At 67.3% G+C, this 25,601-nt stretch carries 13 protein-coding genes; 9 read left to right on the top strand and 4 right to left on the bottom strand.

Annotation, left to right across the window (positions count from 1 at the left end; genetic code table 11):
* From kdpC to AAC979_RS21085, 5 genes are all read left to right on the top strand, one after another.
* Positions 1 to 591, top strand: a complete 591-nt coding sequence (gene kdpC, locus AAC979_RS21105) for a potassium-transporting ATPase subunit KdpC (protein ID WP_371348867.1) — start codon at positions 1 to 3, stop codon at positions 589 to 591.
* An 18-nt stretch (positions 592 to 609) separates the two neighbouring features.
* Positions 610 to 3,330 carry a DUF4118 domain-containing protein gene (locus tag AAC979_RS21100; RefSeq protein ID WP_371348865.1) on the top strand — a complete coding sequence of 907 codons (2,721 nt, stop codon included), beginning with the start codon at positions 610 to 612 and terminating at the stop codon, positions 3,328 to 3,330.
* On the top strand, positions 3,327 to 4,028 hold the full coding sequence (locus tag AAC979_RS21095) for a response regulator (protein ID WP_371348864.1): 702 nt from the start codon (positions 3,327 to 3,329) through the stop codon (positions 4,026 to 4,028). The genes AAC979_RS21100 and AAC979_RS21095 overlap by 4 nt, the downstream gene beginning before the upstream one ends.
* 309 nt (positions 4,029 to 4,337) lie before the next feature.
* Entirely contained in the window at positions 4,338 to 5,345 is a 1,008-nt protein-coding gene (locus tag AAC979_RS21090; RefSeq protein WP_371348863.1) for a helix-turn-helix domain-containing protein, read from the top strand.
* 2,220 nt (positions 5,346 to 7,565) lie between these two features.
* Complete coding sequence (locus AAC979_RS21085) at positions 7,566 to 18,710, top strand: autotransporter-associated beta strand repeat-containing protein (RefSeq protein ID WP_371348862.1); 11,145 nt, start codon at positions 7,566 to 7,568, stop codon at positions 18,708 to 18,710.
* 198 nt (positions 18,711 to 18,908) lie between these two features.
* On the opposite strand, the gene AAC979_RS21080 is transcribed toward AAC979_RS21085, so the two are convergent.
* The 3 genes from AAC979_RS21080 to AAC979_RS21070 form a co-directional block, all read right to left on the bottom strand.
* Positions 18,909 to 19,091, bottom strand: a complete 183-nt coding sequence (locus AAC979_RS21080; protein WP_371348861.1) for a hypothetical protein — start codon at positions 19,089 to 19,091, stop codon at positions 18,909 to 18,911.
* A gap of 62 nt (positions 19,092 to 19,153) precedes the next feature.
* Complete coding sequence (locus tag AAC979_RS21075) at positions 19,154 to 19,549, bottom strand: hypothetical protein (RefSeq protein ID WP_371348860.1); 396 nt, start codon at positions 19,547 to 19,549, stop codon at positions 19,154 to 19,156.
* 33 nt (positions 19,550 to 19,582) lie between these two features.
* A complete protein-coding gene (locus AAC979_RS21070; protein ID WP_371348859.1) occupies positions 19,583 to 20,404 on the bottom strand; it encodes a sterol desaturase family protein in 822 nt (273 codons plus the stop codon).
* A gap of 224 nt (positions 20,405 to 20,628) precedes the next feature.
* Here AAC979_RS21070 and AAC979_RS21065 point away from each other — a divergent pair, with 224 nt between their 5' ends.
* Positions 20,629 to 21,738, top strand: coding sequence for a Zn-dependent alcohol dehydrogenase (locus AAC979_RS21065; protein WP_371348858.1), 1,110 nt, complete (start codon positions 20,629 to 20,631; stop codon positions 21,736 to 21,738).
* Between the two features lie 12 nt (positions 21,739 to 21,750).
* Here AAC979_RS21065 and AAC979_RS21060 read toward each other — a convergent pair whose 3' ends face one another.
* Positions 21,751 to 22,128 (bottom strand): antibiotic biosynthesis monooxygenase, encoded by a 378-nt coding sequence (locus AAC979_RS21060; RefSeq protein WP_371348857.1) that lies wholly within the window; start codon positions 22,126 to 22,128, stop codon positions 21,751 to 21,753.
* A 291-nt stretch (positions 22,129 to 22,419) separates the two neighbouring features.
* Here AAC979_RS21060 and AAC979_RS21055 point away from each other — a divergent pair, with 291 nt between their 5' ends.
* From AAC979_RS21055 to AAC979_RS21045, 3 genes are read left to right on the top strand one after another with little or no spacing between them, the layout of a single operon-like run.
* Positions 22,420 to 23,694: an ABC transporter substrate-binding protein gene (locus AAC979_RS21055; protein WP_371348856.1), complete on the top strand. Its 1,275-nt coding sequence runs from the start codon at positions 22,420 to 22,422 to the stop codon at positions 23,692 to 23,694.
* Between the two features lie 9 nt (positions 23,695 to 23,703).
* The gene (locus AAC979_RS21050) at positions 23,704 to 24,585 is read left to right on the top strand and encodes a branched-chain amino acid ABC transporter permease (RefSeq protein ID WP_371348854.1); all 882 of its coding nucleotides are present in this window, start codon (positions 23,704 to 23,706) and stop codon (positions 24,583 to 24,585) included.
* The gene (locus AAC979_RS21045; protein ID WP_371348853.1) at positions 24,582 to 25,598 is read left to right on the top strand and encodes a branched-chain amino acid ABC transporter permease; all 1,017 of its coding nucleotides are present in this window, start codon (positions 24,582 to 24,584) and stop codon (positions 25,596 to 25,598) included. The genes AAC979_RS21050 and AAC979_RS21045 overlap by 4 nt, the downstream gene beginning before the upstream one ends.
* The last annotated feature ends 3 nt before the right edge of the window (positions 25,599 to 25,601 follow it).

Genomic DNA, 25,601 nt, shown 5'->3' with positions numbered 1-25,601 from the left:
ATGCTCAGCATTCTTCGCCCCGCGCTGGTTCTGCTCACGCTGTTCACGGCGCTGACCGGTCTGGCCTATCCGCTCGCGGTCACCGGGCTGGCGCAACTGGTCCTGCCGGAGGCCGCCAATGGCTCGCCGGTTGTGGTCGAGGGCCGGGTGGTGGGCTCGTCGCTCATCGGCCAGTCCTTCACCTCGGCGCGCTATTTCCACGGCCGCCCCTCCGCCACGACAGGCGCGGACCCGGCCGATCCGGCAAAAAGCGTGGAGGATCCGTATAATGCGGCAAGCTCCACCGGCTCCAATCTCGGCCCCAGCTCGGCCGCGCTCGCCCAGGCGGTGAAGGAGCGGGCCGCGGCGCTTGGCGGCTGGCCGCTGCCGGCCGATCTCGTCACCGCCTCCGCCTCCGGCCTCGACCCCGACATCTCGCCCGCCGCCGCTGCGCTGCAGGTCAGCCGCGTCGCCCGCGCCCGGGGCCTGCCGGAAGACGAGGTGCGCGCGCTGGTGAACCGCTCTACCATGGGCCGCAGCTTCAGCCTCTTGGGCGAGCCGCGCGTCAATGTTCTGGCGCTCAATCTCTCCCTCGACGCGCTGCAGCGCTAACCGACCCTGCGTGACGCGATGCCCACCCCGCATGAGGAGCGCCCTGCCCCCGAAGCCTTCCTGGAGGAGGCGCGCACGGAAGCGCGCGGCCGGGGGGCGCCGGGACGGCTGAAAATCTTCCTCGGCGCCTCTCCCGGCGTCGGCAAGACCTTCGCCATGCTCGAAGAGGCCCGCGCGGCCCAGCTTGCCGGGCTCGACGTCGTGGTGGCGCTGGTGGAAACCCATGGCCGCGCGGAAACCGCCGCGCTGCTGCGCACGCTGGAGCAATTGCCGCGCCGCCCGGTTGAGTACCGCGGACAGGCGCTGAGCGAACTCGACCTCGACGCGCTGATCGCCCGCCGCCCCGCCCTCGCCCTGATCGACGAACTGGCCCACACCAACGCCCCCGGCTCGCGCCATCCCAAGCGCTGGCAAGACGTGCTGGAGGTTCTCGACGCCGGCATCGACGTGACGACGACGCTCAACATCCAGCACATTGAGAGCCTCAACGACATCGTCTCGCGCATCACCGGGGTGCGGGTGACGGAAACCGTGCCCGATCACGTGCTGCAGCGCGCCGACGGCATCGAACTTATCGACCTGCCGCCGGACGAACTGATCAAACGGCTGAAGGACGGCAAGGTCTATGTGCCGCAGCAGGTGGGGCGGGCGCTGGAGAACTTCTTTTCGCGCGGCAATCTCACCGCCCTGCGGGAACTCGCGCTGCGCACCGCCGCGAGCCGGGTGGACGCGGAAATGCTGGCCTATATGCGGGCCAATGCCGTCAGCGGACCGTGGCCGACGCAGGAGCGCCTGCTGGTCTGCGTCAACGAGGCGCCGGTAGCGAAGGCGCTGGTGCGGGCGGGGCGGCGCATGGCCGATCGCGCCCGCCTGCCGTGGATCGTCGCCACCGTCGTCACCCCGCGTCATGAAACCCTGCCGGCGGAAGCCCGCGCCGCGACGCTCGACGCGCTGCGCCTCGCCGAGACGCTGGGGGCGGAGACCGTCACCCTCCACGCCGAATCCGACGCGGTCGCCGAGTTGCTGCGCTTCGCCCGCAGCCGCAATGTCTCGCGCCTCATGATCGGCCGCCCGCGCGGCCACGGCACCTGGTGGCGCAAGGTGGCGGGGCCGCTGCGCGAACCGGTGGCCGACCGTCTGCTCGACGCCGCGACGGCTTTCGAGATCACCGTCGTCACCGATCCCACCCCCGCTTATCGCCGCCAGACCTTCCGCGGGCCTGTGACGGCGGACTGGCGCGGCTATGGCGCGGCAGCGGGCGCGGTGGCGGCGGCGAGCCTGCTCGCCTGGCCGGTCGGCGTGTGGGATGCCATTCCCGGCGGCGCCGTTTCCGCCATCTATCTCACCGCCGTTCTGGTGGTCGGGGCGAAGTGCGGGCTCGGTCCCTCCATGGCCGCCGCCGTGCTCGGCTCGCTCGCCTATAATCTGCTCTACACCGAACCCTACTATACGCTCGCCGTCTCCAATCCCGAGGATATCGTCTCCATCCTCGTCTTCCTCGTCGGCGCGGTGTTCACCGGAACCCTCGCCGGCCGGCTGAAGGCCCAGGTGGAAAGCATGCGGCTGGCGCAGCGCCGTACCGAGACGCTGTACGATTTCGCCCGCAAGATCGCCTCCGCCGGCAAGGCCGACGACGTGCTGTGGGCCGGCGCCTACCACATCGCCGCCACGCTCGACTGCCAGTCGCTGATCCTCATGCCCGGCCCCTCCGGCGCGCTGGAGCAGGTGCAGGGCCATCCCACCATAGAAGACCTCGATGCCCGCGCCGAAGGCGCGGCCCGCTGGGCGTTCGAGCGCAACGATCCCGCCGGCGCCGGCACCGCCACCTTGCCGATGAGCGAGTGGCTGTTCGTGCCGCTCGCCGCCGGGGAGACCATGCTGGGCGTCATCGGCGTGCGCTTCCGCGACCGCAGCCGCAGCCTCGACCCGGAAACCCGCCGGCTGCTGCTGGCGGTGGAGGATCAGGTCGCCGTGGCGGTGGAGCGGGTGCGCCTCGCCGAAGCGCTCGCCGACGCCCGCGTCTCGGGCGAGAGCGAGAGGCTGCGCGGGGCGCTGCTCAATTCGGTGAGCCACGATCTGCGCACCCCGCTCGCCACCGTCATCGGCGCAGTATCCGCGCTGGCCGAGGACAGCGGCGCGCTCAGCCGCGAGGACCGCAGCGAACTCGCCGGCACCGCCCTGGACGAAGCCCGGCGGCTCGACCGCTATGTGCAGAACCTGCTCGACATGACGCGGCTGGGCCATGGCGCGCTGAAGCCGCGCCGCGCGCCGGTGGAACTGGCCGAGATCATCGGCCGCGTGCGCGCGGACCTTGCCCGCACCCTCGCCTTCCATCGGCTCGACATCGCCCTGCCGCGCGATCTGCCGATGCTCGATGTCGACCCTGTGCTGATCGGTCAGGCGCTGACCAATCTCATCGAGAACGCCGCCAAATACGCCCCTGCCGGCACCGCCATCACCCTTGCCGCCCGGGTGGACGGCGCCGAGGCAGAGGTGCGGGTGAGCGACGAGGGGCCGGGCATTCCTCCCGTCGACCGGGAAAAGGTGTTCGATCTTTTCCACCGTGTCACTGAAGGCGATGGGCGTCCGGCCGGCACCGGGCTCGGCCTTGCCATTGTGCGCGGACTGGTGGAGGCTCACGGTGGCACGGCCCGCGCGATCGCGGGGCCGAACGGTCGGGGCGCCACCATCGCGCTGCGGCTTCCCCTGGCCGCGCCGCCGACCGACGACGGAACATGAACGATCTTCAAGCTCCCCGCACCCGCCTTCTGGTGATCGAAGACGACGCGCCGATCCGCCGCTTCCTGCGCATCGCCCTCGCCAGCGGCGGGCATGAGGTGACGGAGGCGGAGCGCGGCCGGCAGGGCATCGAACTTGCCGCCACTTCGGCGCCGGACGGCATCGTGCTCGATCTCGGCCTGCCGGATATGGACGGCAAGGCGGTGATCGCCGCGATCCGCGAATGGTCGCGCGTGCCGATCCTCGTGCTGTCGGTGCGCGATCGGGAAACCGAGAAGATCGCGGCGCTGGACGCCGGCGCCGATGATTATGTCACCAAGCCTTTCGCGGTGGGTGAATTGCTGGCCCGGCTGCGGGCGCTGTTGCGCTCGCGGCTCGACCGGGGCAGCGAGCCGGTCGAACATGTTCTCGGCCCGCTCAGCATCAATCTCGCCAATCGCACGGTGCGTGCGGACGGGCGGGAGGTGAAGCTGACCCGCAAGGAATTCGACGTGCTCGCCTTGCTCGCGCGCCACCCCGGCCGGCTCGTCTCGCATGGCCAGTTTCTCACCACGGTGTGGGGTCCGGCACATGTCAACGACACGCATTATCTGCGCATCGCCATCGGCCATATCCGCGACAAGCTCGGCGACGACGCCGCCAACCCGCGCTTCATCATCACCGAACCGGGTGTCGGCTACAGGCTGCGGGAGGGGTGATCGAGCCGGGCTCCCTTTTGCGACTCACGGCTTCCGCCGGTCGAGCAAGGGGCAGGGATCCGGTCCCCGCGCACGGCCCGGAGCTGCGGGCCGCCGCAAACCAGTTGAATCCGGGACAACCCTATGTAAAGTCGGTAAATCTCCTTCCTGTAATGTCTTGTCAGCCCTTCCCGTGGGCCTGTCCCGTGCAACGCTTCCTGCAGCACGCGGAACGCCGTTGCCTGCCGGCCTCGTCGGGTTCCTGGGCGCTACCGTGCCTATCCGGAACCACCGGTCGTCCTGTTTGTCAGCGCATATGGAAAACCGGCAATGCCGAAGACTGCCCCGCCCCTGCGTCCGCTCGCTTTCGGCAACCGTATGAAAGTGCAGTCGCTGTCGCTGCAGTCGATGCAGGAGCAGGTTCAGCGCCTGCTCGGCTGGAGCGCGGAATATGACGCCATCGGCGATGCGTCGCATTTCGCCAACCAGCAATCCTCCGTGACCGTGAACGGGCTGAAGCTCACCGCTTTGTCGCATTCGCCGATCCGCACACGGGTCGAATCGGACGAATTGTCGTTCTTCATGCCGGTGGATGGCGGCTCGATCCACTCCACGGTGAATGGCAAACTGGTCCAGTGCCATGTCAGGACCAATGTGCTGCTGGCCCCCGAGGGGGAGCGGATCGGCGAGGGGAGCCATCGCTCCATCCTGGTGGCGGGGCTCGACCGCCACCGCCTGCGGCAGACGGCAGGCGCCATGCTGGGGCAGGACGACATCAAGGTCGATCTGAGCGCGCCGACCGTCATGCCGCTCATGGCCGGAGCGGTGAATTTCGACCTGATGCTGCGCGGCGCCTGCACCCTTCTGGAGGCCTGCCATCTCTCCGGCGGCATGGCGGCCCGAGTGGGCGTCGACGAGATTTTCTATCGCGCGGTCTGCGGCATGCTGCTGCGCGACCGGCTTTTCGGCGAAAGCGGGGACAGGTTCCAACCGGCGATCGCGGACAAGCGGGTGGAGCGCGCCTGTGACTATGTCCTGGCCAATCTGGGCCGACGCATCACCCTGACCGACCTCGAAGCTGTCAGCGGGCTGTCGGCCCGCACCCTTCAATACGCCTTTCAAAAGCGGTTCGGCTGCTCGCCCGTCACATGGATCCGCAATGAACGCCTGAACGCGGCACGGGCTCTGCTGCTGGCGGGAGGTGGCGAGGACAATGTCACCACGGCCGCGCATGCCTTCTGCTTTTCCAACCCGGGGGACTTTTCCCGCCACTACCGGGAGCGGTTCGGCGAGTACCCCGCCGCCACTCTCGCCGCCGCGCGCGGCAGCGGCGGCTAGATCATTTCGCCGCTTCACGGAAACTGCCCACTTCGCTCGAAAGCGCTCTGGGGCCCTTTGAAGCGAAGCGGATTCGGCTGGTCTAACGAGAGGGAGTCAGATCACCCATCTGGCGCCGTTCCACTGAACGGCTCTTCATTCTCGCGCCGCCTCCCCGCTCCCCGGCTCGTTCTCCCGCCCCGCCTTCTCCCTGTTGTAAATTTGCGACAAGGGTAATTTTGGCACCTGCGGTTGCGCAATCCAGATACCCCCTGCGCAATCCGCATATCGCGCTGTCCCCTTCCTCGCGCACGTTCCGCTCGGGATCACGCCGACATGGCGGCTGGGCTTGGGATGATTGCGGATGCAGGACGTGACTGCCGGGAGGGCTGGTGCGTGCGAGCCGACGCGGCCGGCCGGTCGAGGGTCTGCGCGCGGCCTTGCGGCGCTGGCCCTTGCGTCCTCAGGTTGTGACCATCCTGCACAATTTCTGAAAATGGCCGAACGTAAACCCGACACCGCCGCAGGCTCCGGCGGTGCGGGAAAGCGCGCCGCCTCCGGGTGGTTCGGGCGTAACGCGGCTGCGCCGGCAGCGGCCGCCTTTCCGGGCGCTGTTGCGCGTCGGCGCGCCATCATGCCGTTTCGAGGCGGGTCTTTGAACCGCAGCGTCGCTGCCTCTCCTGCTTGGGCGCGGGCCCTGCGGGCAAAAATGTGTCGCTACGCCACCCCCCTTTGGCCGGCGTCGCGGGCGGCGATGGCGGCAGGCCGGCGCCCGGCGACCGCGTGCCGCGAGAGCGCCACTGTCGCGGACGGGCATGGGGGCGCGTGCGAGGCGCGTCCGTCGAAACGGCGCATCTAGGCACATTTGCATTGACAAACAACACTTTTTTGAAATCCGGGACTTAGGCAATCATGCGCAGCGCAGCATCTCGCAAGGACTTCGACGCCAGCTCCCTCGCGCGGCCGCCGCGCACCCTGCGCCGGGGGTTGTTGCTGAGCTCGGCGCTGGTGCCTGTTCTGGCCCTCTCCTTCATGATGGCGCCACCTGCTTTTGCTGACGGGGGCTCCTCGGGGACCGGGGCCTCGGGCGGCACGGACTCGGCGACCTCGGCCGGCCAGGATGGCGGCTCGGGGACGGGTGGCGGCGGCGGTGGCGCGGGCGCCACCGGCGGAGCGGGTGGTTCTGCCGGGTCTGCCGCCGGCGGCGCAGGGGGCGCCACGGCTGGCGCGAGTGGCGGACGAGGTCAGGATGATGTCGGTTCTGGAAGCGGTGGCGGCGGCGGCGGCGCTCACGGCTATGTCGGCAGCGTGCTGCCTACGGACAGCCTTATAAAGGGCGGCGATGGCGGCGACAGCGGCAGTGATATGAATGAGGGCTACGCCAGCGGCGGCGGCGGCGCCGGTGGCTGGGGCGCCGTCATCACAGGCAGTGGACCCTATGACTGGTCGGCCATCTCCGTGACCATTCAGGGTGGTAATGGTGGCTCCGCCGGCGATTCAAACGGCAACCGGGGATCCGGCGGCAGCGGCGGCATCGGCCTGTATTTCACCTCCGATGTCTCAGTCGATATGGGCACCGGCGTCAACATTATCGGCGGGAATGCTGGGTTGGGTTCCGGCTGGGTGGACGCAGGTGCTGGACTTGTGTTCAACGGGTCAGCAACCGGAACAATCGCCGGATATGTCTCGGGCGGTAGCACGGAACTCTTATACTCCGGTTACGGTGGTGTCGGTCTCTCCGTAGCGGGCGATGCAACGTTGACGCTCGCCAGCACTGCGGCCGTGATCGGCGGGCTTGCCAGCGATGGTGTGTCGGTAGCAAATGCGATCGAATTCGCCGGCACAACCAACATTCTGACGCTCGAGGGTAACGGAAACGCATCGGGATCAACCTATGCGACGATCTCCGGCGATGTCATTGGTTCGACTGCTCCCTCAGCCACCAACACTCTCACCTTGGCCGGCGTGGGCGGCAGGTTCGATCTGGCTCAGATCGATGTCGGCTCGGGCAGTTTGGAGAGTGTCGTATTCGAGAACTTCAAATACTTCACTGTGGATGCGAGCGAGACCTGGGCGGTGACCGGTACGGCCCGCGGAGCGGGATCCAGTAACCTCACGGAATGGAGTGTGCTGGGCGGTACGCTTCAAATCGGAACGGCAGACAATGCAGGCACAATCCCAGGTAATGTGACCGTGTACAGTGGAGCGACACTCGCCTCTACTGCACAGGTTGGGGATGTGGTGGGAAGTATTGTTATCGAGGCCGGGGGCCATCTGACTGTCAGCCGCCCCATGGGCGGTGCGCCGGCCCTGGAAACGCTCGAGGGCAATCTGACGCTGAAAAGCGGCTCGTATCTCGACATTACGCTGAGCTCGCCCAGCACCACGGATCCGCTCATCGTTATAAACGCAGCAGGTGCCCCTGGAGGCGGCACTCTCACGCTTGGCGGGACGCTGAACATCACCGACGGCGGCTCGATGACCGAAGGCTCCTATCTTCTCATCACCTATACCAGCTCGGTTTCGGGAACGCTCTCCATTGGTACCGCGCCGTCGGATTACGATTACACCGTCGATACGACCTCGGTGAGCGGCCAGGTTCTTTTGACCGTTGCTGCGGGTGGCGGCCTGTACTGGAACGGCACGACCGTCTCCGGCAGCGGCCCGCTTGTGGGTGGAAACGGCACCTGGACCGCGGATTCCAGCACGCTGAACTGGACCAATGCCGACGGAACCACCCATGTGGCGTCGGATGCGACCAAAGCTGCCATCTTCTCCGGCACGGCGGGCACGGTGACCATCGACGCCTCCTCGGGCGCGGTCGGAGCCAAGGGGCTGACATTCCTCACCTCCGGCTATGAGATCGGCGGGGACACGCTGACGCTGGCGAACAGCTCATCGGCACCGAAGGTGGATGTGGACGGGACCGGTTCGCTCGCGACCATCTCCTCCGTGCTGGCGGGCAGCGACGGGCTGGAGAAGACCGGCGACGGCACGCTGATCCTGTCGGGCGTGAACACCTATACCGGCGACACGGCGATCTCGGCCGGCACGCTGCAGATCGCCTCGGCCGGCAGCCTCGGGGCGGGCAGCTATGCCGGCGACCTGTCCCTCGCCTCCGGCACCACCTTCGATTACGGCTCTTCTGCCGCCCAGACCTTGTCCGGGGCGATTTCCGGCGCGGGCGCGCTGACCGTCTCCGGTTCGGGCACGCTCACCCTGTCCGGCAGCAACACCTATTCCGGCGCGACCTCCATCAATTCGGGCGCCGTGGTGGTGTCCGGCGGATCGGCGATCGGCGACTCCAGTGCCGTGACGGTGGCGAGCGGCGCCAGCCTGACGCTGAACGCGAACGAAACCATCGGCTCGCTGGCGGGAGCCGGGACGGTGACGCTGGCCAATGTCAGCCAGATCACCGCTGGCGGCGACGACAGTTCGACCACATTCTCCGGCGAGATCGCCGGCATCGGCTCCTTCGAGAAGGCCGGCACCGGCACGCTGACGCTCGATGGAGCGAGCTCCTTCACCGGCGTCGTCACCGTATCCGCCGGAACGATGGTGCTGTCCGGCGGCTCGGCGCTGGCGGGCACGACGGAGCTGAACCTGTCGACCGGGGCCACGCTGGAGCTGGTCGACGGTTCGCAGAGCCTCGCCAATGTGAACGGTGCCGGCGGGACGATAAAGCTCAACGACAACACGCTGACGGTCGGGGCCGACACGGCCACCGGAACATTTGCCGGCACGATCACCGGCACGGGCGGCCTGACCAAGGTCGGCGGTCTCAATCAGTTTCTCACCGGCACCAACACCTTCACCGGGCCCGTTCATGTCGAGGCGGGCAAGCTGTTCCTCCAGAACGGGTCGGCGATCGCCGACAGCGTCGCGGTGACGGTCGATGCCGGGGCGGAACTGGTCCTGCGGGACTCTGAAACCATCGGTTCGCTCGCCGGCTCAGGCGATGTGCTTGCCGCCGATGGGGCCTATGTGCTCACCACCGGCGGAAACAATGCGAGCACCACCTTCTCCGGTTCGCTGATCGAGGCCGGCGGGAGTTCCGTCCTGAGCCTCGTCAAGACGGGAACCGGAACATTCACGCTGACCGGGGACAACAGCACCAGCTTCACCGCGGGAACCACGGTCCTGGGTGGCGTGCTGCAGATCGGCGACGGCGGCACGAGCGGAAACATCGGGGACGTCGACACGGGTTCCGGCCTGACGACGGGCGCCTTGGTGTTCAACCGCTCCGACGACTTCACCTATTCGGGGGGGATTTCAGGATCCGGGACGCTGGAGAAGAAGGGCTCCGGCACGATGATCCTCGGCTCCAGCAATACCGGCCTGACGGGCCTGACGACGGTCTCCGAGGGGACATTGGACCTCACGGGCAGCCTGGGCGGCGACGTGGCGGTGAAGTCCGGCGCCACGCTGCTTGGTGGCGGCGTCGCCTCCGGAACAGTTTCGGTCGAGAGCGGGGCCACGCTGTCGGTGGTCAGCGGCATCGGCTTCACTGTGGGGGCGGTGGAGTTCGGCGCGACCTCGACCTTCACATTTCTCGCGGAGGCCCCGACCGCCAACAATGCGATCTATTCGAATGGCGATGTGACCCTCGACGGCACATTGCAGGTGAATGCGGGTTCGGGCTTCGCCTCGGGTACCTACCGGCTGATTGATTTCACCGGTACGCTCACCGATGACGGCATGGAGGTGACGGCGCCGGCCCACTCGCTCTATGCCATCGACACCTCGACCGCCAATGAGGTGAACCTCGTCGTCGCGCTCGGCCAGTGGTGGAACGGCTCCAACACGACGGGCGGTTCGGACGTCGATGGCGGCACCGGCACCTGGAATGTCCAGGCGGGGACCACGAACTGGACCTCCGCCGATGGCAGCGCCGCCGATGCCTGGGGCCAGGGCGGCCTTGCCATCTTCGGCGGCAGCTCCGGCACGGTGACGATCGCCGGTACGACCAACCCGCAGGTGGCCGGCATCGAATTTCTCACCTCGGGCTATGTCGTGGACGGGGCCACGCCCGCCAACGCCATCCGATTGGTGGCGCTGGCCGACGGCTATGTCCCCGAGATTTCGGTCGCTGAGGGAACGGCGACGATCAACAGCCTGCTGACCGGCGGCACGGGCTTTGAGAAGACGGGCGAGGGCACGCTCGTGCTCTCCCGGTCCAATTCGATCGAGGGCGAGGTCGCGGTATCGGCCGGCACGCTCCAGTTCAGCGGCGCGGCGAGCGTGGCAGGCACCATCGTCGTCAAGTCCGGGGCCGCCTTCGTGGCGGAATCCGGGGCGACCGGCGGCTCCACGCTGGGCATGACGGTGGAAAGCGGCGCGACGCTGCAGATGGAAGCGGACGGCACCAGTCACCTGAGCGTCGGCAGCCTGCTCATGCAGGGTTCCTCGGTCATCAATATCGGCCTGGGGGCGCCTTCGACCACGGCAGCCCTGTCGACCGGCAATGGCGACCTGATCCTGAGCGGCACGCTGAATCTCCTGCAACGCGACGGCTATGCCTCCGGCACCTATCGCCTGTTCGACTTTGGCGGCCAAATCACCAATAGCGGCCTGGTACTGGGAACGACGCAGCAATATTCGCTGACAGCGCTCGATTACGCGACCTCCGGGCAGGTGAACCTGCTGGTCGCCGCCGCCCAATGGTGGAACGGCTCGACCGTTACTACCGGTTCAAGCGTACAGGGCGGCGATGGCGACTGGATCGTCACCAACGCCAACATCAACTGGACCGACGAGACCGGCGCGGCGACCAATGCCTGGACGCAGGGCAGCGTCGCCATCTTCGCCGGAGCCGCCGGAACGGTGACGGTGAGCGGGGCGACGACTCCCGAGGTGGCGGGGATGCACTTCCTCACCTCCGGCTATAGCCTCACCGGAGGCGACATCTCCCTCGTCAGCTTCAACGGGCAGGCGCCGGTCCTCACGGTCGGCGACGCGACGCCCGGCTCGGCCGGCATCGCCGCCAGCATCGCCTCCGACCTCAGCGGCTCGGCGGGACTGGTCAAGGCCGGCATGGGCACGCTGACCCTGACGGGCGACAACGCCATGACCGGCGACACGGTGGTCTCCGCCGGCTCGCTCGTTTTCGCAGGCGGAACGTCGACGGCAGAGACCTTCTATGTCGGCCGTGCATTCGACACTTCCGGCGCGGCGACTCTGACGGGCGTCGGAACGAGCCTTGCTCTGGGCAGTTCCGGCGTGATCGTGGGCGACAAGGGAACCGGAGAGTTCACCATAGCCGACGGCGCGGTTCTGACCTCCGGCTGGGGTGCTGTCGCTTATGACGTCGGATCGGTCGGCCAGGTCACCGTCACCGGAGCCGACACGCGCTGGGATATCAGCAGCCAGCTCTCTGTCGGCTATTACGGCACCGGCACGATGGAAATCTCCGGTGGCGCCAAGGTGACCGCCAGCAATGCGGTGATCGGCTATTTCGACGAAGGCGATGGCGCGACAGGCACGCTGACCATTACCGGGCCGGACTCCTCCCTGGATCTTGGAACCGGCGAATTCGATGTCGGCTATTACAATGGCGGCACGGTTACGATTTCGAATGGGGCGAAGCTCTCGACGGGGTGGGGCTATATCGGCATCTATAGTGGCAGCTACGGGGAGTATGAATCCTCCGTGACCGTCACCGGGGCCAACTCGAACTGGACCCTGAACGGCTTCGACTTGCAGATCGGCTATTCCTACGACGACACCTCGGGCGCGCTCACCGTCTCCGACGGCGGAACGGTCGACAGCGGGACTGTGACTCTCGGCGTCTACGACGCCTCGCGCGGCGAGGTGACGGTCACGGGCGCGGGTTCGAAGCTCGACACCGGTGGCGCCGAATTCTACGCCGGCTATTACGGTGACGGCACCGTCACGGTCGCCGATGGCGGAGCGATCCTGAGCGGCGATCTTTATCTCGGCAACAATTCGGAGCATTTCGGCATCGCGACGATAACCGGCGAAGGGTCGATCTTCGACGTCGGCACCGCGGGCATCTATATGGGCGAGTATGGCAGTGACGCCACCCTTGCGGTCACGGATGGCGGCGCGGTCATTGCCGGTCAGATCGTCAAGGACAGTGAGGCCGCCAGCGCGGTGATCACCGTCGATGACGGCACGCTGCGCGCCTCCGCCGACATGGCGGACTATCTCTCCGGCTTTGCCGCGGGAGACATCACGTTCGCGGCCGGGGGCGGCACAATCGACACCAATGGCTTCGACATCGGCATTGCCAGCGTGCTCGGCGGGGCGGGCGAGCTCACCAAGGCCGGGCTCGGCACGCTCACGCTGACAGCCGACAACAGCTATGCCGGCGGGACGACGGTGTCGGCCGGCACGCTTGAGATCGGCAATGGCGGCGTCACCGGCGCGGTCGTGGGGGCGATCGCCAATAGCGGCACGGTGGCGTTCAACCGCTCGGACGACATTGTCGCGGCCGGCGCCATCACCGGGTCGGGGGCCCTGGTGCAGAAGGGCGCCGGCAAGCTGACGCTGGTGGGAAGCAACAGCGCGGCGGCGGGAACCACGGTCGAGGCCGGCACGCTGGAAATCCTCAACGGCGTGTCGCTGACCAGCAATGTCACCGTCAAGTCCGGGGGAACGCTGCAGGGCGAGACCTCCGGCACATCGGGGGCGGCGATCACCGGGGCGGTGAGCGTCGAGAATGGCGGCACGCTGGCGGCGGTGCCGGTGACGACGGCGGGCGCCTATGGCCTGTCCATGACCTCGCTGACGCTGGCGGAGAGCGCCAACGTCAATGTGACGCTGGGCTCCAACACCGGAAATGCGGTGTTCTCGGCCGATACGCTGGCGCTGGACGGCGTGCTGAACGTGACCGATGGCGGGTCGATGGCGCTCGGCGTCTACCGGCTGATCGACTACACGACGCTGACCTCGGATGACGGTCTGGTGCTGGGCACCACACCGACCGACTTCGCCTACACCATCGAGGTGGTGCCGAACCAGGTGAACCTGACGGTGCTCTCCGGCGAGATGCTGTACTGGAACGGCACGACGACGACGCCGGACGGCACCATCCAGGGCGGCAGCGGCACATGGTCGGCGAGCCCCTCGGACCTCAACTGGCTGACATCGCCGCTCAACCAGTCGCGGGCCTGGAACAGCCAATTTGCGGTGTTCGCCGGCACGGCGGGGGATGTCACCGTCTCGGGCACCGTCGCCACCACCGGCATGCAGTTCATGGTGGACGGCTATACCGTGGATAGCGGGACGATCACCCTCGCCTCGACCACCGGCCAGACGCAGATACGGGTGGGCGACGGCAGCGCGGCCGGCGCGAGCTATGTGGCGACGATCGGCTCCGTGATCGAGGGCACAACGGGCCTCGAGAAGACCGATCTCGGAACACTGGTTCTGACCGGCGCGAACACTTATTCCGGCGATACCACGGTCACGCAGGGCACGCTGCAGATCGGCAATGGCGGCACCAGCGGCTCGATCGGGGGCAATGTCTCGGTAGCGGCGTTAGCGTCATTGTCGTTCAACCGGACCGACGCGGTCTCGTTCGACGGCGATATTTCCGGCGCCGGCGCGCTGGTGCAAGCCGGTACCGGCACGCTGACACTGACCGGGACCAACACCTATACGGGCGGCACTACCATTTCGGCCGGCACGCTTGAGGTGGGCGATGGCGGCACAAGCGGAACCCTCGCCGGCGACGTGCTGAACAACGGGGCGCTTGTCTTCAACCGCTCCGACGCCACCAGCTTCGCGGGGGCGATTTCCGGCACGGGCACGCTGGAAAAGGCCGGCAGTGGCACGCTGACACTCTCGGGCGCCAATAGCTTCACCGGCGCGACCACCGTCTCGGCCGGCGGCCTCGCCCTCATGGGCGGCGCCTCGCTGGCGGATGGTGCACGGCTGACGGTGGCCTCCGGCGCCACGCTGGAACTGGTGAACGCCGACGAGACGGTCGGCTCTCTCGCCGGCGCGGGCGACATCGCGCTGAACGGCTACTGCCTGACGAGCGGCGGCGACGGGTCCACCTCGTCCTTCTCCGGTGCCATCTCGGGCTCCGGCTGCCTGACCAAGACCGGCGAGGGCACGCTCACCCTGACCGGGGTGAACACCTATGGCGGCGGCACTACGGTCTCCGGCGGAACGGTGCAAGCCTCCGCGGCCAGCGCGCTGGGCACCGGCGCACTGGCGCTTGTGGGGGGCGGCACATTTCAGGCGAGCGACAGCTTCACATGGGCCAGCGCCATCTCGCTGACCCCTGTCGAGGGGACCGGCGGGGGAACCCTCTCGGTCGATCCGACCAAGACCCTCACCGTGTCGGGTGAGATCTCCGGCACCGGCGCGCTGACCAAGACCGGCACCGGCACGCTGGTGCTGACCGGGGCGAACACCTTCTCGGGTGCCACCAATGTGGATGCCGGGACGCTGCAGATCGGAGGCGGCACCTCGCTCTCGGACACGGCACGGCTCACCGTGGCCGGCGAGGCGAGCCTGTTGCTGACGGATGCGGACGAGACGGTCGGCTCCCTCGCCGGTGACGGGTCCGTCGGCCTCAACGGCCACTGCCTGACCGCGGGTGGGGACGGCACCAGTTCCACCTTCAGCGGCAGCATGACGGGGCCGGGCTGCCTGACCAAGACGGGTGACGGCACGCTCACCCTGACCGGCACCAACAGCTTGACCGGCCCCACCACCATCTCCGGCGGCGCGATCCAGGTGACGGCGGCGGACGCTCTGGGGAGCGGGACGCTGTCGCTTGAGGGCGAGGGCACGCTGCGCGCCAGCGACACCTTCACCTATGGCTCCGCCATCTCCCTGACGCCGGTTTCGGATGTCGGCGGCGGTACGTTCGAGGTGGACGACAGCAAGACGCTGACCCTGACGGGCGCGATCACCGGGACCGGCGCGTTGGACAAGACCGGGACGGGCACGCTGGTCATCTCCGGCACGAACAGCGCCAGCGGCGCGACCAATGTGAGCGCCGGCACGCTGATCGCGGAAGGTGGCAGCGCGCTGGGCGACACCAGCGCGGTGAGCGTGGCGGCAGGGGCGAGCCTGATCCTTCGGCCTTCCGGCACGGAGACGGTCGGCTCGCTTGCCGGCGCCGGGACGGTCACGCTGGAGGGGACGCGCCTCGCAACGGGGTCCGACAACAGTTCGACGAGCTTCTCGGGTGTGCTGGAGGGCACGGGCGGCCTCGACAAGGACGGCACCGGCACGCTGACGCTCAGCGGCGCCAACACCTATACCGGCGACACGAATGTGAACGGCGGCACGCTCGTCGTAGACGGCAGCGTCGCGGGCGACATCTATGTCTACGATGCCGCGACGCTGGCCGGTTCCGGAACCGTGACGCAGACGGTGCATGTGCTTGACGGAGGCACCCTCGCCGGCGTCCAGCCCACCGGCCTCACCATGGGCGCGCTGGACATGCAGTCGGGCGCTTCCATGAATGTCACCCTGGGCTCCACCACAAGCGGCGGCGTCTTCACCGTGAACGGCGACGTGACGCTGGACGGCACGCTGAACGTGACGCCGGCGGGGGGCTTCGGCATCGGCATCTACCGCATTGTCAACTACACCGGCACGCTGACCGACAATGGCATGGAGGTTGGAGCCATTTCGGATGACCTTGACGGCGGGGTGCAGACCTCGGTGGCGGGGCAGGTGAACCTCTATGTCGAAGACCCGAACAGCCCGATCCTGTTCTGGAACGGCTCCAACACCACCGCGACGCAGAGCGTCCTCGGCGGAACCGGCACCTGGACCGCGGGGGCGCAGACCAACTGGATCAACGCCTCCGGCACCATTCCGCGGGCATGGAACGGCGGGTTCGCCGTGTTCCAGTCAACTTCCGGCACGGTGACAATCGACAATACCGACGGTCAGGTGTCGGCGACCGGCCTGCAGTTTGTGGACAGCGGCTATGTGGTGAGCGGCGGCGCGCTGGCGCTCACCGGCGACAGCCGGGCGACGATCCGCGTCGGCGACGGCACGCAGGCGGGGGCGTCGACGGTTGCCACCATCGGCTCCGTGCTCACCGGCACGCACGGTATCGAAAAGGCCGATTACGGCACGCTGATCCTGACCGGCGCCAATAGCTATACCGGCGGCACCGTCATTTCCGCCGGCGCGCTGCAGATCGGCGATGGCGGCGTCTCCGGGTCGATCCTCGGGGATGTGCTCAATGATGGTGTGCTGGCGTTCAACCGCAGCGACGCCGTCACCATGGCGGGAGAGATCTCCGGCAGCGGCGCGCTGGTGCAGGCGGGCAGCGGAACGCTTTACCTGACCGGCGCCAACACCTATTCCGGTGGCACCACCATTACGGGTGGGACGCTGCGGGTGGACGCGGTCAGCGCTATCGGCAGCGGCGGGCTGACCATCGGCGAGGCAGGCACGTTCCGCGCGAGCGGCAGCTTCACCCTCGGCCGGTCGGTGGTGCTGGAGGGCACCGCCTCCACGGCGGGAACGCTCGAGGTCGACGCGGCGCAGACGCTGACCCTTTCGGGGGTGATCTCGGGGGAGAGCGGTCTGACCAAGACCGGCGACGGGCTGCTGATCCTGACCGGCACCAACACCTTCACCGGCGTGACGACCATCTCCGCGGGCACGCTGCAGATCGGCGATGGCGGCACGGCCGGCTCGATCGTCGGCGACGTGGTGAACAATGCCAGCCTCGTGTTCAACCGCTCCGACACCTATGCCTTCACCGGCGCGATCACTGGCAGCGGCGCGGTGACGTTCACCGGCGGCGGCACGGTGCTGTTCTCCGCGCCCTATACCGGCGCGGTGACAGTGGAGGACACCGTCGTCCAGTTGGTGGCGGGATCGAGCACCGCCTCGCCCTTCACCCTCAACGATGGCGGCGTGCTCGGCGGCACGGCGAGCATCGGCGCGCTTAACGTGAACAGCGGCGGCACGGTCGCGCCGGGCTATTCGCCCGGCACGCTCACCGTGAACGGGCCGGTGTCGTTCAACGCCGGCTCGGTCTATCGGGTGGACGTGACGGTTGCGGGCGAGCACGATCTGATCACCGCCAGCGGCCCGGTGACCCTGTCCTCGGAGGCGGGCGTCGAGGTGGTGGCGGCGGCCGGGCGCTATCCCTCGACAAGCACGATCACCATTCTTTCCACGTCAAGCACGCTGACCGGCACCTTCGGCTCGGTTACGTCGGACTTCGCCTTCCTGGCGCCGGAACTGACCTATGACGCGCAGAACGTCTATCTGACGCTGGTCTATAACGGGTTCAACTTCATCGACTATGCCCACACGCCGAACCAGGCGAATGTCGCCGTGGCGGCGCAGGCGCTGGGCAAGGGCAACGCCGTCTATGAGGCGATCTTCGCACTGCCGGAAGCAGCGGTGGCGCCGGCGCTCGACCAGCTCTCCGGCGAGATTTACGCCTCGGCCCAGACGGTGATCCAGCAGCAGTCGATCTATCTGCGCGACGCGGTCGGCACGCGCCTGCGCCAGTCACTGACCGCCCCGTCCGCCGGCGCGCTGTCCTATGCCGCGCAGGCGGCGGGCCCGGCCACCGCCCAGCTCGGCCAGGGGCTCACCCCGACGCTGTGGGCGCAAGGCTTTGGCAGTTGGGGCGAAGTCTCGGGCAATGCCAATGCCGCCTCCGTCGACAGCACGGTGGGCGGCGTGTTCGGCGGTATCGACGTGGCCGTGAGCGACAATGTGAGGCTCGGTCTGATCGGCGGCTACAGCCGAACCTCGTTCGACGTGGATGCCCGCTCTTCCTCCGGCTCGATGAGCAATTACGACATCGGTCTCTATGCCGGCGCCCAGTTCGACGCCCTCGCGCTGCGCGGCGGCGCCTCCTACACCTGGCACGACATAGCCGTGTCGCGCAGCGTGTCCTTCCCCGGCAATTACGGGGCCAATGACGGCGACTACACGCTGGGCACCACCCAGCTCTTCGGTGAGATCGGCTACGACATGTCGGCAGGGGCTTATGCCTTCGAGCCCTTTATCGGCCTCGCCTATGTCAACATCTCCGGCGCCAGCTTCAGCGAAGACGGCGCGACGGCCTCGGCCCTCGCGGTCGACACGCCTTCGCAGAACACGTTCTACACCACGCTTGGCCTTCGTGCGGCCACCAGCTTCACGGTGGCAGGCCATACCCTCACCACAAGCGCGACGCTGGGTTGGCAGCATGCCTTTGGCGACACGGACTCGTCGGTCGACATGCTGTTCGCCAGCGGGGGCACCACTCCGTTCACCATCCAGGGCGTGCCGATCGCCGAGGATGTGGCGGTGGTCGGCCTCGGGCTGGGCTACCAATTGTCCGACACCGCCCAGTTGCAGTTCAACTATGCCGGCCAGCTCGCCGACGAGGCCAACCAGAACACCTTCAGCGCGCAGTTCTCGCTCAGGTTCTGAGCGAGAACTGCGCCTGTCCTCCGGCCTCTCAGCCGACCGAATTGAACATGACGCGGCGTTTCCTCACACGGGCCGCCTTCCCTGCCGGCCCGGGCTTTTGCCGCCCCCGCGACGGCGCCGCATCTCAGACGAAGCCCGGCCGAAAGGCCGGGCCATGCCGTTGCATCATATCAGGCGCGCGGCGTCAGCGGCGCTGGGCTAGTTGCGGATTTCCTTGCGGCTGACCTCGGGGAACAGCCACATGGCAATCACCATGAAGGCTCCGAGGAACAGCACCGCATATTTCGGTCCGACCTGACCGAGATGCGCCTGCAGGGCATAACCCGCAGCCGCGACAAGAATCACGATCAGCGAGATGGCGAGTTTCACGAATGTGGGCATGGCTGTCTCCGCTTTCCGGACGTGACGGGTCATATTGGTTCATGGCGTTTCCTTCCCTGCGCTTACACCAGGGTCGCGAGAACCTCGCCCCCGACCCGATAGAGCGCGACGATGGCGCCCAGTTGGGCGAACGCCATGATGGCGAGGACGGCGCGGCCATCCTTCCAGCGTTCCGGCCAGATCTCGAACGAGGCCGGCGCGAACAGGAAGGCGAGGCCCGCCACGACGATGACGCTGGTGACGCGCAGTTCGACCAGGCCGAAGGCGAGGGTGCAGCCCGCCAGCACCAGCATCAGCGCGCCATTGATGAGCGCCAGGGTCGGGCTTGATTCCTGCCCGCGTTCGCGCCGCGCATTCAGCGGAAAGGAGCCGGACAGGATGAGCAGGCCGACGCAGCAGAGCGTCGAGAACAGAGCGAACCAGGCCAGGGCGACGGTGTTGGGTTCCAGAGCGGCCATGACGATATTCCTGAGGCGAGGGAGGGGTGGCCGCTATTCGGCGGGCTGCTGCGTCATCGGGCCGGAACCCGCCGGGCCAGCGCTCGCCGGCCCGGCGGGCCGCGGCGTGCGCGAGGTCTTGCGCATGTCGGTTTTGACGTAGCGCGTGTCGTAGCCGTTGAAGAGATGGCCGAGGAAGCCGCGATCGAGATCGGAGGTGCCGAACGCCCAGTCCATGATGGGAAAGGTGAGGTTCATGTTCCTCTCCATCATGATCGACTGGTTGTGATGGGCGGCATGATGGCGCCGGTTGGTGTTGATGAACGGCACGTTCCGCACGAACCAGTTCTCGTCGATATGCGTGGTGAAGTGCATGAACTCGTAGAGCAGATAGACCGAGGTCGTGGTGGTGATGAACAACCAGCCGACATTGGGCGAGATCAGCCAGGAGAGCACCACCGCGCCGGGGATCGACATCAGTGTGAAGGTCACCAGCGCATAGGGCGGAAAGAAGGTGACGCGCCAGTCATGATGACCGGCGAAGCGCATCTCCTCTTCGGTGAAGAACTGGTGATGCATCAGCGTGTGGCGGTTATAGACCGCGCGCAGCAGCGGGATGCGGGAGGGCCGGTGCATCACATAGCGGTGCAGCGCCCATTCGAAGAAATTGCAGAACAGGAACACCACGGGAATGGTGAGCCACTCCCACCAGGCCACATGGGCGATGTTCGAGCCATACACGTAAAGGGCGGTGAAGCCGATCGTGTAGATCACCGCGATGTGCAGCCAGCCATTGTACCAGCCGGCGACGCGCTCGCGATATGTGGCGCGGTATTTCCTCTGGCGCTCGGTCATTGAACTGACGGCGAGTTCCATATCGTCCTCCTTGCGGGCTTTTTGCCGAAAGCGGGTTTGCCTGAATGCGCGGCTGCGCGCTATTGCCCTATGACAAGCATTCATCTAACATATCAGTGTTACATTAGATGGCAAGCCGCTTCGTCGTCTTTCCCGCAATGGAAGGAAAATGAGGAAGTTAGAACCGCTTTCGGCCATCGCGGCGCCGCCCCCGGCGCCGGAGAACCTTTCTCCGGGAGAGACAGATGAGCCTGAGCTACCGGGCCGCGGTGCTGCATGAGGCGCACGCGCCCCTCACTCTTGAAACCGTCACGGCCGCGCCCTTGCACCCCGGCGATGTGCGGGTGCGCATCCGGGCGGCGGGGCTGTGCCATACCGACCTCGAAGTGATCGAGGGCGGCCTGCGCTACCCCATGCCGATCGTGCTCGGGCACGAGGCGGCGGGCGTGGTCGAGGAGGTGGGGTCGCAGGTGCGCGCCGTCGCTCCCGGCGACCCGGTCGTGCTGTCCTGGAACCCGCATTGTGGCGGGTGCTTCTATTGCGAGCGCCGCCTGCCCATCCTGTGCGAGGGCTATCTGGCGCGGGGGGCGGAGGCGCTGGCGTTCGACGGCGCCCCACGCGCCTGGCTGCGCGACGGGCGGGCCGTGCGCCAGTTGATGTTTCTCGGCGCGTTCGCGGATTATTGCATCGTGCCGGAACAGCAGGCGGTCCCGGTGCCGCGCGACATACCGTTCGATCGCGCCTGCCTGATCGGCTGCGGGGTGATGACCGGGGTGGGCGCCGCCATGAACGTCGCCTCGATCCGGCCGGGCGACACGGTGATGGTCATTGGCTGCGGCGCGGTCGGGCTTGCCGCGGTGCAGGGAGCCCGGATGGCCGGGGCCGCCGACATTATCGCGGTGGACCTCAACGACGAAAAACTCGCGCTGGCCGCGACCATGGGCGCGACCACGCAGGTGAACGCCGCCCGGCAGGACGCGGCGGAGGTGGCGCGGGCCGCCACACGGGGCCGGGGCGCCGATGTCGTGCTGGAATCGGCCGGCAGCCCGGCCGGGTTCCGCGTCAGCGCCGAAGCGGTGCGGCCGGGCGGCGAGGTGATCTGGCTGGGCAAGATCGACGTGGCGAAGGACATCGCCCTGCGCTGGGGTTCGCTGATGGGCGAGAAGCGCATCCGCCGCTCCTCCTATGGCGGCGCGCATCCGGCGCGCGATTTCCCGCGGCTGGCGCGTGCCTATCTCGACGGCCACCTGATGCTGGACGAACTGATCACCCGGCGGATCGCGCTGGAGGACATCAATGCCGGCTTCGACGCGCTGAAGCGCGGCGAGGCCATACGCAGCGTCGTGATCTTCTGATCCTTCGCCGGCTCAGATCGACAGACCGGCGGCTGTGTGCGCCTGCCGGCTGTCCTCCGGCGCCTGCGCCCGCGCGGCGAGACCGTAATCGCGCGCGACCCCGGCGATGCGCAGGCGATAATCGCGGAACAGGCCGCCGCCGCCATCGCTCCCCCGGCCCTCGTCCTGCGCCCGGCGATGGTTCGGCAGGTTGCGCCAGTGCCGGATCGCCTCCTCGTCGCGCCAGAACGACAGCGAAAGCATCTTGTCGGGATCGGTGAGGCTCTGGAACCGCTCGACCGAGATGAAGCCGTCGATCCGCATGAGATCGGCGCGCAGCGCCGCGGCGATGTCGAGATAGGTCTGGCGTGCGCCCTCGGCGGGCCAGACTTCGAAGATGACGGCGATCATGGGGGCCTCCCTGGCTGTGCCGCATCGTGCACGGCCCGCCGACGCAGCGTAAAGCCGCTCCATGGTAAAATATGTCATACATATATCACATATGCGTCCGCCGCACGCCATCGCGGCGACCGGATCGGCGGGCGCAAATCGAGACGGCATGCCGGTTTGCCGCTGGTGCCGAAGGACGCGCGCCAATCACAAATTGATCCAGATCAAAATTAGCTGTTGCAGACATTCAGTTTGCATATTTATGATATGTCAGACCTAGGACGGGCATCAGACCCGCAAGGGAGGGAACAGATGAATCTCAGCCGCCGCTCACTGCTGCGGGGGATCGGTGCTGCCGGTCTTGCCGCCGCCTCGCCGGGCGTCTTCGCGCCCGCCATCGCCCAGTCGAAACCCGTCCGCATCGGCATACTGGCCCCGCGCTCCGGCGCCATGGGCACGGTGGGCGAATGCGGCATTCGCGCGGTGCAATGGGCCGCCGAGCGCATGAACAAGGATGGCGGCATTGCCGGCCGCCCGATCGAGCTGGTCTTCGAGGAGGAGACCTCGCCGAAAGACACGATCGAGCGCTTCCGCCGCCTGGTGCTGCAGGAAAAGGTCGACTGCGTGCAGGGGCTGATCTCCACCGGCGTGTCGATGGGCGTCGCCCCCGTCGCCGAGGAGGAGCAGGCGCTGCTCATCATGTGGGACGGCACCACCCAGGACGGCGTGAAGCAGGCGATGCCGGATGTGCGCTACGTGTTCCGCTCCACCGACAATGAGTGCGAGGCGGTGATGTCCTCGCTGCTGGCGGTGAAATATTTCGGCAACAAGATCACCCGTGTCGCGGGCATCAACCCCGATTATTCCTACGGGCGCAACAATTGGGAAGCCTTCCGGCAGATCCTCACCCGGGCCGGCGTGCAGTATGAGGTGGTGGCCGAGCAATGGCCGAAGGTCGGCACCATGGACCTCACCTCGCACATAGCGGCGCTCAAGGCGGCCCGGCCGGACTTCATCTTCTCCTCCATGCTGTTCGCCGACCTTCCGGTGTTCATGAAGCAGGGCAGCGCCGCCGGCCTGTTCGAGGGCGTGAACATCGCCCTCCCCGCCGCCGGCTGGCAGATCAACCAGCTCAAGAAAAGCTTCATGCCGGAGAACATCATCTTCGGGCACAACACGCTGTACTTCGCCCTGCCCGACGCCTCGCCTTTGCAGAAGGCGTTCGTCGCCGACTATATGGACCGCTACAAGGAGGCGCCGCACTGGGAGGCCGACCGCGCCTATTTCGCGCTCGCCGCCTACAAGGCCGGCACGGAAGCCGCGGCCAAGGCGACCGGGCGCTGGCCCAAGCTCGACGAGATCATCGACTCGATTCCGAAGCAGGAGGTGCAGAGCCTCGGCGGACCGGGGCGGTTCCGCGCCGACAAGATCGCCGAGCAGGTGTTCTATCAGGGCCTGTCGACCAACGACAACGCCTATGATTTCCCGACGCTGCGCACCGTCGACGCCTACACGGCCGACCAGCTCCAGAAGCCGCCGGGCGTGGACTTCTGGGAGTGGCTGAAGACCGCGAAGCTGCCGGCCTGAGGACGCACCATGGATAGGTTCATCGACATGGTCATTGGCGGCGTGTTTCACGCCGCCGTGGTCTTCCTCGTCGCGGCCGGTCTTCAACTGGTGTTTGGCGTCCAGAAGATCGTCAACCTCGCCTGCGGCTCGTTCTACGCGCTCGGGGCCTATTTCGGCATCACCGCCATCGGGGCGGCGGCGGCGCTCGGGCTTCCCGGCATCGCCGTGCTGCCGGTGCTGATCCTCGCCGGCATCGCCATCGGGCTGATCGGCCTGCCGGTGGAGCGGCTGCTGCGCACCGTCTATGCACGCGACGAGAGCCATCAGCTTCTGCTGACCTTCGGCCTGCTGCTGGTGTTCCAGGACGCGATGCGCTTCATCTGGGGCCCGACGCCGCTCACGCTGGACAATGCCTATCTCGCCTATGGCACCGCCGAGATCGCCGGCATCCGGGTGCCGACCTATAATCTTCTGGTCATCGCCGCCTCGATCGCCATTGCCGGCGGGCTCGGCTGGTTTCTCCAGCGCACCCGCACCGGACGCATCATTCGCGCCACCGCCGAAAACCGTGACATGTCGGAGGGCCTCGGCATCAATTCCACCCGCATCTTCGCGGCGGTGTTCACGGTCGGCTGCATCCTCGGCACGGTGGGCGGCGCGCTGGTGGTGCCGGCCTCGGCCGCGTCGCTGGAAATGTCGGTCGAACTCGTGGTCGAGGCGTTCGCGGTGGTGGTCATTGGCGGGCTCGGCTCGATGCGCGGGGCATTGGCCGGCGCGCCGATCGTCGGCCTCATCCGGGCGATCGCCATCATGGCGCTGCCCGAGGCGGAAATTCTCTCGATCTATCTGGTCGTCATCGCGGTGCTGATCCTGCGTCCGGCCGGCCTGTTTGGAAAGGCGATGGCATGAGCGCTCCCCCTCTGGTCGAGAGCACGCGGCTGGCGCGGCTGCCCTCGGAAGCGACCCGGGCCTCGGGCCTCTGGGCCCTGCTGGTGATCCTCGCGGCGATGGCGGTCCTGCCGTTCTTCGCTTCGGTCTACACGCTGACGCTGATGGTGCCGTTCTTCGCCCTCGCCATCGCCCTGCTCGGCTTCAACCTGCTGTTCGGCTATACGGGACTGCTTTCCTTCGGCCATGCCATGTTCCTGGGCATCGGCGCCTATACGGCGGCGGTGATGACCTCGAAGCTCGGGGTGCAGTCCTTCGAGCTGATCCTGCTGGTCTCGATCCTCGTCTCGGTGATCATCGCCATCCCGGTCGGCTTCCTGTGCGTGCGCTACACGCGCATCTTCTTCGGCATGCTGACCCTGGCTTTCGGCATGCTGTTTCATTCGGTACTGTACAAGTTCTACGGCCTCACTGGCGGCGACCAGGGCATGCGGGTGCTGCGGCCGCTGCTGTTCGGCATGGAGTTCGCGGGCGGCAAGACCGCCTTCCTCACCGGGCCGTTCTATTATTACGCGCTCGGCCTGCTCGGCAGTCTCGGCCTCGTCATGTGGCGCATCGTGCGCTCGCCCTTCGGCCTGCATCTGCAGGCGATCCGCGAGAACGCGCAAAAGGCGGCCTATCTCGGCGTGCAGGTCACCCGCATGCGGCTCGCCGCCTTTGTCATCTCCGGCATTTACGGCGCCATTGGCGGGGCCATCCTCGCCATCTCCATCGGCCTTGCCGATCCCGAGATCGTGTACTGGACCCAGTCCGGCAACATGGTCTTCATGGCGGTGCTCGGCGGTTCCGGCGCCTTCATCGGCCCGGTGGTCGGCTCGCTGGCTTTCGTGCTGCTGCAGGACACGGTGATGTCGGTGACCCAGTACTGGCGCTTCGTCATGGGCGCGGTGCTGATCCTCCTTGTCGTGTTCTTCCCCGGCGGCCTCTCCGGCATCGCGGGAAGCCTCCTCAACCGCTTCAAGCGCGGGAGCTGAACC

The organism is Ancylobacter sp. IITR112 (assembly GCF_041415945.1).
Taxonomy (GTDB): domain Bacteria; phylum Pseudomonadota; class Alphaproteobacteria; order Rhizobiales; family Xanthobacteraceae; genus Ancylobacter.
Note: the sequence above shows the minus strand (reverse complement) of the source record. Positions and strands in the feature narration are given on the sequence as shown.